Raw genomic sequence first — 13,491 nt, forward strand, 5'->3', positions numbered from 1 at the left:
GATGGGCGCGATCAGGGTGGTTTCCGTGCTGGCCGCCACGCTATCTCGCAGCCCGGGCGCCCCTGGGAGCTGAGCGTCGTGGTCAGGGTTTCGTGGCGCGCTCGTGCAGCCAGCGGGTGAGCGCGATCAGGGTGGCTTGTGCGCTCGTCACCACGTCATCTCGCAGCCCGGGCGCCCCGCCCCTGGGAACTGAGCGCCGTGGTCAGGGTTTCGTGGCGTGCTCGTGCAGCCAGCGGCCGAGTGCGATCAGGGTGGTTTCCGCGCTGGCCGCCATGTCGTCCCGGAGTGCGGCCAGCTCGCCCGCGGTCGAGCCGAGCACGGGGTCCAGGCGCAGCAGCTGCCACTCCTGGGTCACGATCGAACCGGGGCCGTCGGCGGCGATGAGCCAGCGCCAGCGGACGATGCCGTCGTCGAGGCCGCCCACGACGAACGTGAACTCGGCCGGTGCGTCGGCCGTGCTGACCTGGGAGCGGGTGTCCCATTCGCGCTCGCCGCGGCGGTTGTGGCCGCCGAACCACGCGCCCGGGACCGGGCCGGCGCCGTCGTCGTAGCGGACCCGGGACGCGGTCGGGCTCCACAGCTCGATCTTGGCGACGTCGCTGACCAGGTCGTAGACGACCGGCGGCGGGGCGGGGACCCAGGCCCGTCTGGTGAAGGTGAACGTCGCCGGGTCGAGGGCGGGAACGGTGTCGGTGGTCATGGGCGGGGTCCTCCTGGACTCGGTGAGCTTGGCGCCAGGTTGTCCCGCGCCCCGCCACCGCGGCCAGCCCGGCCGTTTCCTACCCCCGGCAGGGTCAGGCTGGGCCGCGGCCGCCCCGGGCATACTCGGGGTCATGGTCGATCAGGGGCAGCTCGCCGAATACCTGCAGGCGTGCCGGGCGCGGCTGCACCCGGCGGATGTCGGCCTGCGCACCTACGGCGAGCGGCGCCGGGTGCCCGGCCTGCGCCGCGAAGAGGTCGCGAGCCTCGCCGGGGTGAGCGCGTCGTACTACGTGCGGCTCGAGCAGGGCCAGTCGGTGAACGCGTCCGACGAGGTGGTCGACGCGATCGCCCGGGCGCTGCGGCTGGACACCGACGAGCACGAGCACCTGCGCGTCCTGGCCCGGCCGCCGAGGCGCAGTGCGGCGAAGCGGCCGCCGGCCGAGCGCGTCGACGAGGTGACCACGCAGCTGCTGGCCGGGCTGGGCGACGTGCCGGCGATCCTGCTGGGCCGCCGCACCGACGTGCTGGCCTGGAACCGGCTCGGGCACGCCTTCTTCGCGGGCCACCTCGACTTCACGGCCCCCGGCCGCCCCGCCGACCGACCGAACATGGCCCGCCTGGTCTTCCTCGACGCGCACACCCGCGACCTCTATCCACAATGGACCGACAAGGCCCGCGCGGTGGTCGGCAACCTGCGCCTGACCGCGGGACGGCACCCCGACGACCGCCTGCTGAGCACCCTGATCGGCGAGCTGGTCACGGGCAGCGCCGGCTTCGCCTCGATGTGGGCCGACCACCGGGTCGTCTCCTGCGCCGCGACGAAGTACGCAATGCGCCACCCCCTCGTCGGCGACCTGACGGTGCACCAGCAGACCCTCGCGCTCGCCCACGCCCCCGAACAAACCCTCGTCGTGGTCACCGCCGAGCCGGGCTCGCCTTCCCAGGCCGCCCTGACCCTGCTGACGGCGGCGACCAGTTGAGCCCCGCTCAGCGCCAGGGCATGTGCTGCAGGCACCAGCTGTTGCCGTCCGGGTCGGCGAAGTAGGCGTAGAAAACGCCGCCCATGTCCTCGACCGGGCCGATCTCGACCCCCCGCCCGAGGAGCTCGGAACGGGCCTGCTCGATGTCGGCGACCACGAGGTGCAGCCCGCGCAGTGCGCCGGGGTCCATGGCGAGGGCCGCCACGCCTTCGGTGAGGGAGATCGAGCACGCCGAGCCGGGCGGGGTGAGCTGGACGATGCGGACGCCGTCGGCCGGGCGGACGTCGACGTCGAGGGTGAAGCCGAGCTGGTCGCGGTAGAAGGCGATGGCGCGGTCGGTGTCGCGGACCGGTACCGGGACGAGTTCGAGCAGGAACGCACCGGGCGGCACGGGCGGGTTCGACGCGGCCGGGGTGAGCGCGGCCGGGTCGGCGGGGACTTCGGTGACCGGGTCGTTCATCGGGGTTCTCATTTCTCTTGGGCGAGCAGGGTTTCGAGGCGGTCGTACGCTTCACCGGCGCCGCGCCGCATCGGGCTGCGCAGGGCCTGCTCGCGGACTTCCGGTGAGGAGTACTCCACGGTGACGGTCATGGCGGTGCGGCCGCCGGTCTCCGCCAGCTCGGTGGTGACGAGCGCGGCACCGTCGGTCCAGCCGCGGTGGACTTCGGTCTGCACGATGCGCACGGGCGGCACGACTTCGCGGAACACACCGGACATCGCCATCTCCGCGCCGTCCGGGCCGAGGGAGACGAACCGCCACGCTCCGCCGGCCCGCAGGTCCACTTCGCACTCGGTCAGCCGCCAGCCGTGGGCGCCGTGCCAGCGGCGCAGCAGGTCGGGCTGGGTGAGGGCGGCGAAGACCAGGGCCGGGGGAGCGGCGAAGGTCCGGGTCAGGACGAGGCCGGTCGCACCGGACCGGGCGACCGCCAAGCCGGGGGACGTCACGGTTCCCGCTGCTGCAGGTCGGTCAGCAGGTCGTCGAGCTGCCGGTAGCTCGCTTCCCAGTGGTCCCGGTAGGCGGCGAGCCAGTCCGTGGCCGTCTTGAGGGGAGCGGCCAGCAGGTGGCACGGCCGGCGCTGCGCGTCGCGGCCCCGCGTGACCAGCCCGGCCCGCTCGAGCACCCGCAGGTGTTTCGACACGGCGGGCTGCGACATCGCGAAGGGCACGGCCAGCTCGGTGACGGTGGCGTCCCCGGCCGCGAGCCGGGCGAGGATGGCCCGCCGGGTCGGGTCCGCGAGGGCCGCGAACGTTCGGTCGAGCGTGTCGCTGGGGGTCATTCCATAACCTTCCGGTTTTGTAACCAGATGGTTTTTATAGGCTGGTGGGAGGGTTGTCAAGCCCGCCGTGCGAGGATCTGCGGGGAACCCGGACCGGACGAAGGAGACCCTGACCTTGCCCTCGGTGCACGCTCTGTGGTCGCCGGGCCGCGGCCTGCTGCTCTGGGCGGAGCGGGACCGGGTCCCCGCCGGCACGTCGAGCCGGTCGGCGCGGATCGCCCTGGCCCACCCCTTCGCCGTCTCCAGCGCGAACCTGACCGCGTTGCACCCCGGCAAGCCCACCTCGGTGACGCTGCTGCTGCCGTCGCGGGCGAACCGGCCCCTGGCCTCCTCCGAAGCGGTTCCCCGGCGGGCACCCTCGTTGCGGCCCTGGTCGGTGCCCGCGCTGGTCGTCGACCCCGCCGAGCTGGACGACCTCGACGACGCGGCCTCGTACGGCGCTTCGGTCACCTACCTGCGGGCGGTCGCTCGCCTGGCCGCGGACCTGGTGGGGCGCGGGCGCGTGCTGCCGACGCTGGTCCGCCAGGGCGACGCGGCGGAGGCCCGGTGGCGCCCGGTGCTCCAGGGCGTGGACTCCGTCGCGTTCGACGCGCTGGTCGCGGCCATGCCGCCGGTCGGGCGCGCCGAGGAGATCGCGCCGCTCACCGGGGCCTCGCCCCGCGCGCTCGTCACCGACGCCCTCCACACGCTGGTCGACACGGCGGTCCGGGACCGGCTCGCGCGGGCGGAGCCGCCCGTCGACCTGCGCGGGGGTCGGGACGCGGCCGGGGTGTGGCTGGCCGCTCTGCAGGGCGGCGCCGCCCGCGTCGAGCTGCCGCTGGGCGAACTGGGGGTCCTGGCCGACGCCGTCGCGAAGTGGGACCAGGTCGCCGACACCGACGTCGTCGACGGCCGCGCGTGCTTCCGGCTGGCCGAAGTCGGCACCCTGCGGCGGCCGGCCGAGGACGATCCCGACGACCAGACCGGCGACAGCACCAAGTGGCAGCTGCAGTTCCTCCTGCGGGCGACGGCCGATCCGAGCCTGCTGCTGTCGGCGGGGCAGATCTGGTCGGGCGAGGCGCACGGGCTGGTCCGGGACCCGAAGGGGCTGTTCACCGCCGAGCTGGGCCGGGCCGCGCTGGTGGAACCGATGCTGGCGCCGGCGTTGCGCCGGACCCGCCCGGCCGAATACGACCTGACCGTCGAGGAAGCCGAGCGGTTCCTCACCTCGGGCGCGAACCGGCTGATCGAGGCCGGCTTCGAAGTGCAGCTCCCGGCCACCTGGGACGGCCGGCGCCGGCTCGGGCTTCGGCTGTCGGTCCGCAGCACGCCGTCCGAGCAGGTCGTCACGCGCAGCCGGGTGGGCCGCGACGAGCTGGCCGCGTTCCGCTGGACGATCGCGGTGGGCGACGACGAAATCGGCGAGGAAGAGCTGGCCCGGCTGGTCGCGGCGAAGACGCAGCTGGTGCGGTTGCGGGGCCGGTGGATCAGCGTCGACGCCGACCGGCTCCGCGCCGGGCTCGAGTTCCTGCGCCGCGACCGGCACCGCCTCGCCGCGCGCCCCACCGCGGCCGAGCTGCTGGAACTCGTCCACCTCGGGACCGAGACGCCGCTCCCGGTCACCGGCGTCAGCGCCGGCGGCTGGGTCGGGGACGTCCTGGCCGAGCGGGTCGACCAGCGCCTGCGGCCGGTCGGGCTGCCGCCGTCGTTCCGCGCCACCCTGCGCCCCTACCAGCAGCGGGGCGTCGCCTGGCTGGCGTTCATGGCGGCGCTGGGGCTCGGTGCGTGCCTGGCCGACGACATGGGCCTGGGCAAGACCGTCCAGACGCTGGCACTGGAAGCCGTCGAGCGGGCGGACGGCGAGCGCCGTCCGACGCTGGTGCTGTGCCCGATGTCGCTGGTCGGCATGTGGCAGCGGGAGGCGGAGAACTTCGCCCCCGGCCTGCGCGTCCTCGCCCACCACGGCAGCGCCCGCGCGCACGGGGACGATCTCGCCGGGCGGGTCGCCGCGGCCGACCTCGTCGTCACGACCTACGCAACGGCCGCCCGTGACGCCGGCGAGCTCGAGCAGTTCGCCTGGCGGCGGCTGGTGCTCGACGAAGCGCACGCCATCAAGAACGCCGACACCGCGACGGCCAAGGCGGTGCGGCGGTTCACCGCGGAGCACCGGCTCGCGCTGACCGGCACCCCGGTCGAGAACCGGCTGGCGGACCTGTGGTCGGTGCTGGACCTGCTCAACCCCGGGCTGCTCGGCACCAGGTTCGAGTTCCGCCGTCGGTTCGCGGCCCCGATCGAGCGCGGCGGGGACACCGCCGTGGCCGCCGAACTGCGCCGGCTCACGCAGCCGTACCTGCTGCGCCGGGTGAAGACGGACCCCGCGATCGTCCCCGAGCTCCCGGAAAAGCTCGAAATCCGGCAGGAATACCGGCTCACCCGCGAACAGGGCACGCTGTACCGCGCGATCGTCGACGAGATGATGACGAAGATCGCGAACAGCCAGGGCATCAAGCGCCGCGGCAACATCCTCGCCGCGATCACGAAGCTCAAGCAGGTCTGCAACCACCCCGCGCACCTGCTGCACGACGGTTCCCCGATCGGCCACCGCTCCGGCAAGGTCAGCCGCCTCGAAGAGATCCTGGGCGAAATCCTGGCGTCGGGCGACCGGGCGCTGTGCTTCACGCAGTACACCGAATTCGGCCACCTGCTCGTGCCCCACCTGTCGGACCGGCTCGGCACCGAAGTCGAGTTCCTGCACGGTGGCCTGGCCAAGGGGGCACGAGACGCGATCGTCGACCGCTTCCAGTCCGACGACGGCCCGCGGATTCTGCTGCTGTCGCTCAAAGCGGGTGGTTCGGGGCTCACGCTGACCGCCGCCAGCCAGGTCCTGCACCTGGACCGCTGGTGGAACCCGGCGGTGGAGAACCAGGCCACCGACCGGGCGTTCCGGATCGGGCAGGGACGCAACGTCCAGGTCCGGAAGTTCGTCTGCCCGGGCACCATCGAGGACCGCATCGACACCCTGATCACGAGGAAGCGCGCGCTCGCGGGAATGGTGGTGGGCGAAGGCGAAAGCTGGCTCACCGAGCTGTCCACCGACGCGCTGCGCGGCGTGCTCACGCTGGGGGAGGAGGCGATGGATGACTGACCCGCTCCCGTGGTGGCCGACCCGCTTCATCCGGGCGCTGACGGCGATCGGCGTCCTCATGCCCGCACCCGGCCAGGGTCGCGTCGTGTCCTTGTCGGTCGGCGCCGGGCGAGTCGACGCCGAGGTCGAAGACAGCGGTGCTCACCAGGTGCGGATCAGCCTGACGGCGTTCGGAAAATCGGACTGGGCGGCGATCACGCACGCCCTGGCGGCGAAGGCGTCGACCACGGTCCAACTCCTCAGCGGCGAGCTGCCCCGCGACGTCGAGCAGATCTGCAAAGCGCTCCGGCTGCCGTTGTTCCCGTCCTCGGCGCGGGAGGTGTCCCTGGACTGCACGTGCCCGGCCGCCGAAGTTCCGTGCGGCCACCTGAACGCCGTGTTCTCGGCGCTGGTGGCACGGGTCGCCGAGGACCCGTTCACCGTTCTCGCTTTGCGGGGCCGGAATCGCGAGAACCTGCTGGAGGAGCTGAAGAACCGGCTCATTTCCGCCGAGCCGCTCGATCCGGACGACGGTTCTCCGCCGCTGACGGAAGTGATGGACACGTTCTTCGACAGCGGTCAGGCTCCAGGGCTCGCCGGCGCAACTCCGTTGCCCGGCCCGCAAACGTCGTCCGACGCGCTGCTGAACCAGGCCCCGTCCTTCCCGATCACAGCGGGCGGCGAGGACGTGGCCGAGCTGCTCCGGCCGGTGTACCGGGCCCTCACCGGAGAGCCCGGCCCCCCGCCGTGAGCACTTCCACCGCGTCGAACACGCGGATGTGCCCGGGCGGCCGGGCGGCGCAGGTCAACGGCCGGTCGACGGTCACGAGCCGTTCGCGGAGCAGGACCGTGCACTCGGGCCGGGTCAGCGTCACGCGCCAGACGCCGTCGTCCTCACTGGCATACGCCACCGGGTTCAGGTCGTCCACGCCCGTCGCGCCGGTGGCTTTGCGCGCGTGGTGCTGGGCTGCTTGGACGACCGGGGGTACCGACGACCGCCCGCGCAGGGTGTCCGGGGCGAGCGTTCCCCGCGCGTAGCCGCGCACGAGGGAAACCGCTTCGGCCGGTCCGACGCCCCCGAACGTGAACCCGTGGGGCAGCAGCACGACGGCCGGGGCGAACCGGCACCCGCCGATGTGGCTGCACTCCCAGGTGCCTTCGGGGTCGGCCGCGGCCAGCGCCGCCGCGAGCGGGCGGCCGCGGACCGCGCAGCAGGTGTCGTGCTTGCCGTGCGCGCAGACCAGCGTCAGCGGCCGGGCCGACCGGTGCCCGGTCAGGTCTCCCACGGCGGCGAGGTCGGCGTCGCCGCGGTATTCGCCGGTCCGGATCTCCTCGTGGCCGGGGCGGGCGTCGACGCGGAACCACCGGCGCGGGTCGTCCCCGCGCGGGGTGCGGCGTCCCGGCCGCCGGATCAGCACGATCCGGCCGCGGGTCCGGCCCGCCCAGCGGGTGAGCGCCGCGAGCACGTCCGCGTCGAACACGGCGAGGGCGTTGCGTTCCCACGGCCCCGCGTGCTCGATCAGCAGCCACCGGTCCGCCGGGGGCGCCGTCCCTTCGCGGGCGTCGCCGTCGGCGTCGGCGAGGTCCGCGCAGCGCGGCGGTCCGGTGAGCGGGGCGCGGGTCATGGCGTGCAGGCTACGAGCACGCCTTCCCGCAGCAGCCGCCGGACGAGCACGAGCTGGTCCGCTTCGGACAGCTCCGGGAGCGCGCCGACGCGCCGGGGCTGCCCGTCGAGGACCGCGCGCAGGGCCGCGGCGGTGGTCGCCGGGAGCGTGATCCGGCGGTCGGCCAGCTCCAGCGCGACCCGCCCGTCCTCGGTGTCCTGCACGCGGTGGCGCAGGCCGTGCCGGCGGCGCACGGTGTCGCCGGGGGTGAGCTCGTGGGCGAACCGCGCGGCGGCGATCGGGCCGACGGGCTCCGGCCGCCCGCCCGGCCACACGCGGGCGCGGACGTGGCGGGCGACGTCGTCGGGCGTGACGCGGGTCAGCGCCTCGGCCAGCGCCGTCCGCACCGCGTCGAGGTCGGCGGTGAGATCGGCGGGCTCGGCGACGTCGACCCCCAGCGGCAGGGAGGTGCGCAGCCGCTCGTCGGAGGCGACGAGGGCGGCGAGCGCCTCGACCAGGGCGTACCGGGTGACCACGTGGACGCCGATGGTCAGGTGGGCGGAGACGTCGCCGAGGGCGGTGGCCGAGTGCAGCCAGCCGCGCGGGAGGTACAGGACGTCGCCGGGCTCGAGCACCCGGTCGATCGCCGGGGCGTCGTCGCGCGCGCGGGCGGCGACGGCTTCCGCCCGCTCCGCCCACGGCTGGCTGCGCAGCGGGGCTTCGTGGACGGGGGCGTGCACCCGCCAGTGCTTGCGGCCGGCCAGCTGCAGGACGAACACGTCGTGCACGTCGTAGTGCGCGGAAAAGCCCTGCGAGGACGGGGGAGTGATGTAGGCGTTGGCCTGGACCGGGTGGCCGAGTTCGCCGGTCAGGGAGACCGCGAGGTCCGCGACGGCCGGCCAGGTGCGGTGCAGGCCCTGCAGCACGATCGTGCTGCCGTCGCCGAAGAGGGCGGCCACCTGGTCGTCGCGGACCTGGTCACCGATCTCCGCGCCGACGCCGCCGCCACCGGTGAACGACCCGGAGTCGAGCACCGCGCCGTCGCGGGCGAGGCGCAGGAACGGCGTGCGCAGGCCGCGGCGCGAGAGCAGTTCGTCGACGCCGTCGAGGTCGAGCAGGTCGGGGAAACCGGTCGCCCCGGCTCCGGCCCGTACGAGCGGCTCGCGGCCCCAGTGCCGCGCCGCGAAGCCCTCGACGTCCGGCCCGACCAGCCGCCGCAGCGTGGGGCGAGCACCCGCCGGCACCGAGAACGCGGGGTCCCCGGTGCCGGCGACGGGCTCGCCGAGATCAGCGTGCGCCACTGTCCGCGCCGCCGTCGGCTCCGCCGTCGTGCTGGCCGGGCGTGCCTTCGCCCGCGCCGGAGTCGGCCGGGCCCTCGGCGCCGCCGTCGGCCCCGCCGTCGTGCTGGCCCGGGGTGCCTTCACCGGCACCGGAGTCGGCCGGGCCCTCGGGCCCGCCACCGGAAGTCGTGGAGATGTCGTCGTCGTTCAAGCTCACGTCGGTTCCTCTCGCTCGTCCCGGCCGGACGCCGGGGTGACCGGATACCCCGCCGGGCCGCCGGTCATGCACGCGACGTCCGATGTGGACTTCACCGGTGCCGTGGGCGTGAGCCGCGGATTAGCGGGTACCCGCGAGGATGACCTCCGTTTCGCGCACCTTCACCGTCGACCCCGCTCCGGACGTCGTCGTCCCGTACCTGGCCGACTTCGGCCACGCCGAGGCGTGGGACCCCGGCACGGAAAGCTGCACCCGCGAGGACACCGGCCCGGTCGGGGTGGGTTCCTCGTGGCACAACACCTCGAAGATCGCGGGGATCAGCACCGAGCTGACCTACACGCTGGAGCAGCTCACGGCCGACCGCGTCGTGCTGGTGGGGCGCAACGACACCGCGACGTCCACCGAGACGATCGAGGTCCGTCCCAGCGGGTCGGGCTCGAGCATCACCTACACCAACGAGCTGCAGTTCAAGGGAGCGGCCAAGCTGGCGGCACCGCTGGGCAAGGTGGTGTTCGAGAAGCTCGGCAACGACACCGAGCGCCGGCTCACCGAGGTCCTCAACGGCCTGGGACGCTAGCCGCCGAGAGCCCGGTCCAGGTTGATCGCCGAGCTGATCAGGGACAGGTGGGTGAACGCCTGCGGGAAGTTGCCCAGCTGGTCTCCGGTCAGGCCGATCTGCTCCGCGTAGAGGCCGACGTGGTTGGCGTAGGTGAACACCTTCTCCAGCGCCAGCCGCGCCTCCTCGACGCGGCCGCTGCGCGCGAGGGCCTCGACGTACCAGAAGGAGCAGATCGAGAACGTCCCTTCGTCGCCGTCCACGCCGTCGGGCGCCTGCTCCGGGTCGTAGCGGAACACCAGGCTGTCGACCACCAGCGTGCGCTCGATCGCCCGCAGCGTCGAAGTGAACCGCGGGTCCGTCGGCACGCAGAACTTCACCAGCGGCATCAGCAGCAGTGACGCGTCCGGCACGAACTCGCCGTACTGGCGCGAAAAGCTTTCGTCGGACGCGCTCCAGCCGCGCGTCTGGATCTGCTCGTGGATTTCGTCGCGGACGCTCGTCCAGCGCGCGAGGTCGGCGGGCAGGCCGCGGCGGCGGGCCACGCGGACCATGCGCTCGATCGCCACCCAGCACATCAGCCGGGAGAACGTGTGGTCCTGGCGGCCCGCGCGGGTCTCCCAGATGCCCTGGTCGGGCTGGTCCCAGTGGTCGAGCAGCCAGTCGAGCACCCGGGTCAGGTCGCGCCACGCCTCGTACGAGATCCCGGCGCCGTGCTTGTCGAACAGGTAGACCGAGTCGATCAGCTCGCCGTAGATGTCCAGCTGGAGCTGGGTGCCCGCCGCGTTGCCGATCCGGACCGGCGCCGAGCCGCGGTAGCCCTCCCAGTGGCCGAGCACCTCCTCCTCGCGCGCCGGTTCGCCGTCGATCGTGTACATCACCCGCAGCGGGCCGAGGTCGCCGTCGCCGCCGCCCTCGATGCGGCCGGTGAGCCAGCCGAAGAAGTCCTCGGCCTCGGTGGTGAAACCCAGGCGCAGCAACGCGTACAGCGAGAACGCGGCGTCCCGGATCCACACGTGCCGGTAGTCCCAGTTGCGCTCGCCACCCACCTGCTCCGGCAGCCCGCACGTCGGCGCGGCGATGATCGCGCCGGACGGCTCGTGCGTCAGCAGCTTCAGCAGCAGCGCCGACCGGTGCACCATCTCGCGCCAGCGGCCGGTGTAGGTGGACCGGCCGAGCCAGGACCGCCAGAACGCCGCGGTCGCGCGGAACAGCTCCTCGACCTCGTCGCCGAGCTCACCGTGTGGGCCAGCGGGCGCTTCGCCGTCCAGCACCTCCAGCACGAACAGCGCGGTCTCGCCGGGTCCGAGCTCGAACTCGCCGGTGACGCCGCCGTCGTCCGCGTTCAGCGGCACCGGCGTCCGCAGCCCGAGCCGCAGGCCGGCGCCCTCGAACAGCACGCCGTCGTCGGTGGATTCCGTCCGGTGCGCCGCCCGCGCGTAGTCGAACCGCGGCCGGACGTCGGTGGCGAGCCGGATGCGGCCGCGGACGTTGACGACCCGCCGCACCAGCCGCTGCCGGTGCCCGGGGTCGCGCGGGCGCAGGACCGGCATGAAGTCCTGCACCTCGACGATGCCGTCCTCGGTCAGGAAGCGGGTGATGAGGATGTTGGAGTCGGGGATGTAGAACTGGTGGCGGTTGGTCACCTCGCACACCGGGTGCAGGCCCCAGTGGCCGCCGTCGTCGGCGTCGAGCAGCGCGCCGAACACGCTCGGCGAATCGAACCGGGGCGCGCAGAACCAGTCGATCCGGCCGTCGGTGCCGACGACGGCGGCGGTGCGCAGGTCGCCGATCAGCCCGTGCTCGGCGATCGGCGGGTACCGCTCGCTCATCCGCCCGGCTTCCCGCCGAGCAGGCGGTCCGCGTCCGCCGGTCCCCACGAGCCCCGCGCGTACCGCTGGGTCGCGGGCGGCGCGTCGAGCAGGGGCGCGCACACCTCCCACAGCCGTTCGACCTCGTCGGCACCGGTGAACCACGACCGGTCGCCCTGCATGGCTTCGAGCAGCAGGCGCGCGTACGGCTCGCCTTCGTCCTCGTCGGTGAGGTCGACGTGCAGCGAGCCCGCGGCGACTTCGGCGCGGGTCTCCGCCATGGCCTTGCCGGTGCGCAGGAAGAACGGCACGCCACGCCAGCGGTCGTCGTCCACGAAGGCTTCCAGCGCGACGAACGTTTCGCGGTCGGAACCGGGGTCGACGTCGTCTTCTTCGCGGTAGCCCTCGTACTGGCCGAACACCGCCCGCCCGGGATCGAAGGGGCGCAGCGCGCGGAAGACGTCCAGCTTCTCCTGGCCCGGCGCCGCCGCGAGCACGCCCAGGACCTGGCAGAGGTGCGTGGGCACCATGTCCCGGAAGGTGCCGGTGGCCTCCATGAACGACCCGCGGCCCTCGATGCCGATCTCCTCGGGCACGTCGATCCGCACCGAGGAGGCGTCCGGGACGACGCCGGCCAGTTCACGCACGGCCGTCTTGCCCAGGAAGTGGTCGATCCGGAACACGCGGTCCTCGGGGAACACCCCGCGTACGGTCTCGTTCAGCTCCTTCGCCGACGCGAGGTCGTGGCCGAACGGCTTCTCCAGGATCAGCCGCGCGTCCTCGGCCAGGCCGGTGTCGCCGAACATCCGCACCATCGGGCCCATCGCGGCGGGCGGGACCGAGAGGTAGAGCAGCGTCCGGCTGCCGTCGCCGAGCTCAGCGCGGGCTTCCCGGACGGCCGCCGCGAGCTCGGCGCCGTCGTCGCTGTCGGAGACCACGAACGAAACGCGGTCTTCGAACCCGCTGATGGCGTCGCCGAGGCTCTCGCGGAACTCGTCGTCGCCGGGGGAGTGCCGCCCGGACCCGAGCACGCGGAAGCCGTCGGGCAGCAGGCCTTCCCGGTGCAGCCGGCCGAGGCCGGGGAACAGCATGCGCCGGGCCAGGTCCCCGGTGGCCCCGAAGACCACCAGGACGTGCGGCGGGACGGCGGACATGGCGCACCTCCGATCGAAGGGGTGGGCGACGTCGGCCGCCGCGGCGAAGACGATCTCGACCCTAGGCGCCGGGAAAACCGGCCGCACGCCGAGCGTCATGCGCCCGGGTGCTCCAGGTCGGAGACGGTGCAGCCGGCCAGCCGGTCGCCGGCGTCCCGGGCGTGCGCCGCGCACAGCCGGCCGGTGACGCCGTCTTCGTCGGTGACGACCGCGGTGGCCGGCTCCGTGCAGGGGGTGCGGAGCCGGTCGTAGTCCCATTCGCCGGCGCAGCCGGGGTGGGTGCACCAGGCGCGGTCCCCGCTCGCGCGCAGCGTGACGCCGTGGGCCGGGCAGACGCCCCACGGGACGTCGCACAGGCCGGGGTCGCGCGACACCCGGACCCGGGCCAGGTTTTCGGCCGTCCGGACGACTTCGTCGGTGTAGTCGCTCAGGTCGTGGGTCGCCTTCGCGATGGGCCGGGCGAGCCGCTGCAGGCTGCCGTCGGGCGCGGTCTCCAGCCGGGCGGCCACTTCCGCGGTCCGGGCCGCGAGCGCTTCCGCGTCGGCGGCCAGCGCCCGCAGCTCGGCCGGCAGGGGCTCGGGCGTGATCGGCTCAGGCATGCTCGTCCTCGGTCGTGCTGGTCGGTGAGCGGACTGCGCTGGTACCCCGTACCCGCTGTCCCCAACCATGGGTGCTCCGGCGGCGCACCGGGCGTCAGCGCCGGTCGTCCAGCCGAGGGGGCAGTGCCTGGCCGAACCCGGCGAACACCGGTTCCGGACCCGAGAGCGGCGGCCGGCCGCCGATGGTGGCGACCAGCTGCCAGTACCG

At 73.9% G+C, this 13,491-nt stretch carries 14 protein-coding genes; 4 read left to right on the forward strand and 10 right to left on the reverse strand.

Going from position 1 to position 13,491, the window contains the following annotated elements; translation table 11 throughout:
* Positions 1 to 202 precede the first annotated feature (202 nt).
* Complete coding sequence (locus tag AB0B33_RS45610; RefSeq protein ID WP_360784155.1) at positions 203 to 700, reverse strand: SRPBCC family protein; 498 nt, start codon at positions 698 to 700, stop codon at positions 203 to 205.
* A 133-nt stretch (positions 701 to 833) separates the two neighbouring features.
* Here AB0B33_RS45610 and AB0B33_RS45615 point away from each other — a divergent pair, with 133 nt between their 5' ends.
* Complete coding sequence (locus AB0B33_RS45615; protein ID WP_360784158.1) at positions 834 to 1,682, forward strand: helix-turn-helix transcriptional regulator; 849 nt, start codon at positions 834 to 836, stop codon at positions 1,680 to 1,682.
* 7 nt (positions 1,683 to 1,689) lie between these two features.
* On the opposite strand, the gene AB0B33_RS45620 is transcribed toward AB0B33_RS45615, so the two are convergent.
* Genes AB0B33_RS45620 through AB0B33_RS45630 form a run of 3 tightly spaced genes read right to left on the reverse strand, consistent with a single transcriptional unit; the run spans position 1,690 to position 2,959 of the window.
* Positions 1,690 to 2,142 carry a VOC family protein gene (locus AB0B33_RS45620; protein ID WP_360784161.1) on the reverse strand — a complete coding sequence of 151 codons (453 nt, stop codon included), beginning with the start codon at positions 2,140 to 2,142 and terminating at the stop codon, positions 1,690 to 1,692.
* Positions 2,143 to 2,150: 8 nt separating this feature from the next.
* Positions 2,151 to 2,627 carry an SRPBCC family protein gene (locus AB0B33_RS45625; protein ID WP_247023986.1) on the reverse strand — a complete coding sequence of 159 codons (477 nt, stop codon included), beginning with the start codon at positions 2,625 to 2,627 and terminating at the stop codon, positions 2,151 to 2,153.
* Complete coding sequence (locus AB0B33_RS45630) at positions 2,624 to 2,959, reverse strand: metalloregulator ArsR/SmtB family transcription factor (RefSeq protein ID WP_360784164.1); 336 nt, start codon at positions 2,957 to 2,959, stop codon at positions 2,624 to 2,626. Before AB0B33_RS45630 ends, AB0B33_RS45625 begins: the two co-directional genes overlap by 4 nt.
* A gap of 115 nt (positions 2,960 to 3,074) precedes the next feature.
* Here AB0B33_RS45630 and AB0B33_RS45635 point away from each other — a divergent pair, with 115 nt between their 5' ends.
* Entirely contained in the window at positions 3,075 to 6,083 is a 3,009-nt protein-coding gene (locus tag AB0B33_RS45635) for a DEAD/DEAH box helicase (RefSeq protein ID WP_360784167.1), read from the forward strand.
* Positions 6,076 to 6,813 carry a hypothetical protein gene (locus tag AB0B33_RS45640; protein WP_360784170.1) on the forward strand — a complete coding sequence of 246 codons (738 nt, stop codon included), beginning with the start codon at positions 6,076 to 6,078 and terminating at the stop codon, positions 6,811 to 6,813. The genes AB0B33_RS45635 and AB0B33_RS45640 overlap by 8 nt, the downstream gene beginning before the upstream one ends.
* Here AB0B33_RS45640 and AB0B33_RS45645 read toward each other — a convergent pair.
* Genes AB0B33_RS45645 through AB0B33_RS45655 form a run of 3 tightly spaced genes read right to left on the reverse strand, consistent with a single transcriptional unit; the run spans position 6,785 to position 9,163 of the window.
* Entirely contained in the window at positions 6,785 to 7,687 is a 903-nt protein-coding gene (locus tag AB0B33_RS45645) for a sucrase ferredoxin (RefSeq protein WP_360784173.1), read from the reverse strand. The two genes, AB0B33_RS45640 and AB0B33_RS45645, sit on opposite strands and share 29 nt — an antisense overlap.
* Positions 7,684 to 8,967, reverse strand: coding sequence for a cupin domain-containing protein (locus AB0B33_RS45650; protein WP_360784175.1), 1,284 nt, complete (start codon positions 8,965 to 8,967; stop codon positions 7,684 to 7,686). The genes AB0B33_RS45645 and AB0B33_RS45650 overlap by 4 nt, the downstream gene beginning before the upstream one ends.
* The gene (locus AB0B33_RS45655) at positions 8,954 to 9,163 is read right to left on the reverse strand and encodes a hypothetical protein (RefSeq protein WP_360784178.1); all 210 of its coding nucleotides are present in this window, start codon (positions 9,161 to 9,163) and stop codon (positions 8,954 to 8,956) included. Before AB0B33_RS45655 ends, AB0B33_RS45650 begins: the two co-directional genes overlap by 14 nt.
* A 139-nt stretch (positions 9,164 to 9,302) precedes the next feature.
* Here AB0B33_RS45655 and AB0B33_RS45660 point away from each other — a divergent pair, with 139 nt between their 5' ends.
* Complete coding sequence (locus AB0B33_RS45660) at positions 9,303 to 9,740, forward strand: SRPBCC family protein (RefSeq protein ID WP_360784181.1); 438 nt, start codon at positions 9,303 to 9,305, stop codon at positions 9,738 to 9,740.
* On the opposite strand, the gene AB0B33_RS45665 is transcribed toward AB0B33_RS45660, so the two are convergent.
* From AB0B33_RS45665 to AB0B33_RS45675, 3 genes are read right to left on the reverse strand one after another with little or no spacing between them, the layout of a single operon-like run.
* Complete coding sequence (locus AB0B33_RS45665; protein WP_360784184.1) at positions 9,737 to 11,551, reverse strand: glycoside hydrolase family 15 protein; 1,815 nt, start codon at positions 11,549 to 11,551, stop codon at positions 9,737 to 9,739. The genes AB0B33_RS45660 and AB0B33_RS45665 overlap by 4 nt on opposite strands.
* Entirely contained in the window at positions 11,548 to 12,783 is a 1,236-nt protein-coding gene (locus tag AB0B33_RS45670) for a glucose-6-phosphate dehydrogenase (RefSeq protein ID WP_360784186.1), read from the reverse strand. The genes AB0B33_RS45665 and AB0B33_RS45670 overlap by 4 nt, the downstream gene beginning before the upstream one ends.
* Positions 12,780 to 13,283, reverse strand: coding sequence for a hypothetical protein (locus AB0B33_RS45675; RefSeq protein WP_360784189.1), 504 nt, complete (start codon positions 13,281 to 13,283; stop codon positions 12,780 to 12,782). The genes AB0B33_RS45670 and AB0B33_RS45675 overlap by 4 nt, the downstream gene beginning before the upstream one ends.
* Positions 13,284 to 13,491: the final 208 nt, after the last annotated feature.

Source organism: Amycolatopsis sp. NPDC049159 (genome assembly GCF_040648295.1).
Classification (GTDB): Bacteria; Actinomycetota; Actinomycetes; order Mycobacteriales; family Pseudonocardiaceae; genus Amycolatopsis; species Amycolatopsis pretoriensis_A.

Coding starts and splice junctions, on each gene's coding strand:
- AB0B33_RS45610 (WP_360784155.1), bottom strand. CDS start 700: ATGACCACCGACACCGTTCCCGCCCTCGACCCGGCGACGTTCACCTTC.
- AB0B33_RS45615 (WP_360784158.1), top strand. CDS start 834: ATGGTCGATCAGGGGCAGCTCGCCGAATACCTGCAGGCGTGCCGGGCG.
- AB0B33_RS45620 (WP_360784161.1), bottom strand. CDS start 2,142: ATGAACGACCCGGTCACCGAAGTCCCCGCCGACCCGGCCGCGCTCACC.
- AB0B33_RS45630 (WP_360784164.1), bottom strand. CDS start 2,959: ATGACCCCCAGCGACACGCTCGACCGAACGTTCGCGGCCCTCGCGGAC.
- AB0B33_RS45640 (WP_360784170.1), top strand. CDS start 6,076: ATGACTGACCCGCTCCCGTGGTGGCCGACCCGCTTCATCCGGGCGCTG.
- AB0B33_RS45645 (WP_360784173.1), bottom strand. CDS start 7,687: ATGACCCGCGCCCCGCTCACCGGACCGCCGCGCTGCGCGGACCTCGCC.
- AB0B33_RS45660 (WP_360784181.1), top strand. CDS start 9,303: ATGACCTCCGTTTCGCGCACCTTCACCGTCGACCCCGCTCCGGACGTC.
- AB0B33_RS45665 (WP_360784184.1), bottom strand. CDS start 11,551: ATGAGCGAGCGGTACCCGCCGATCGCCGAGCACGGGCTGATCGGCGAC.
- AB0B33_RS45670 (WP_360784186.1), bottom strand. CDS start 12,783: ATGACGCTCGGCGTGCGGCCGGTTTTCCCGGCGCCTAGGGTCGAGATC.
- AB0B33_RS45675 (WP_360784189.1), bottom strand. CDS start 13,283: ATGCCTGAGCCGATCACGCCCGAGCCCCTGCCGGCCGAGCTGCGGGCG.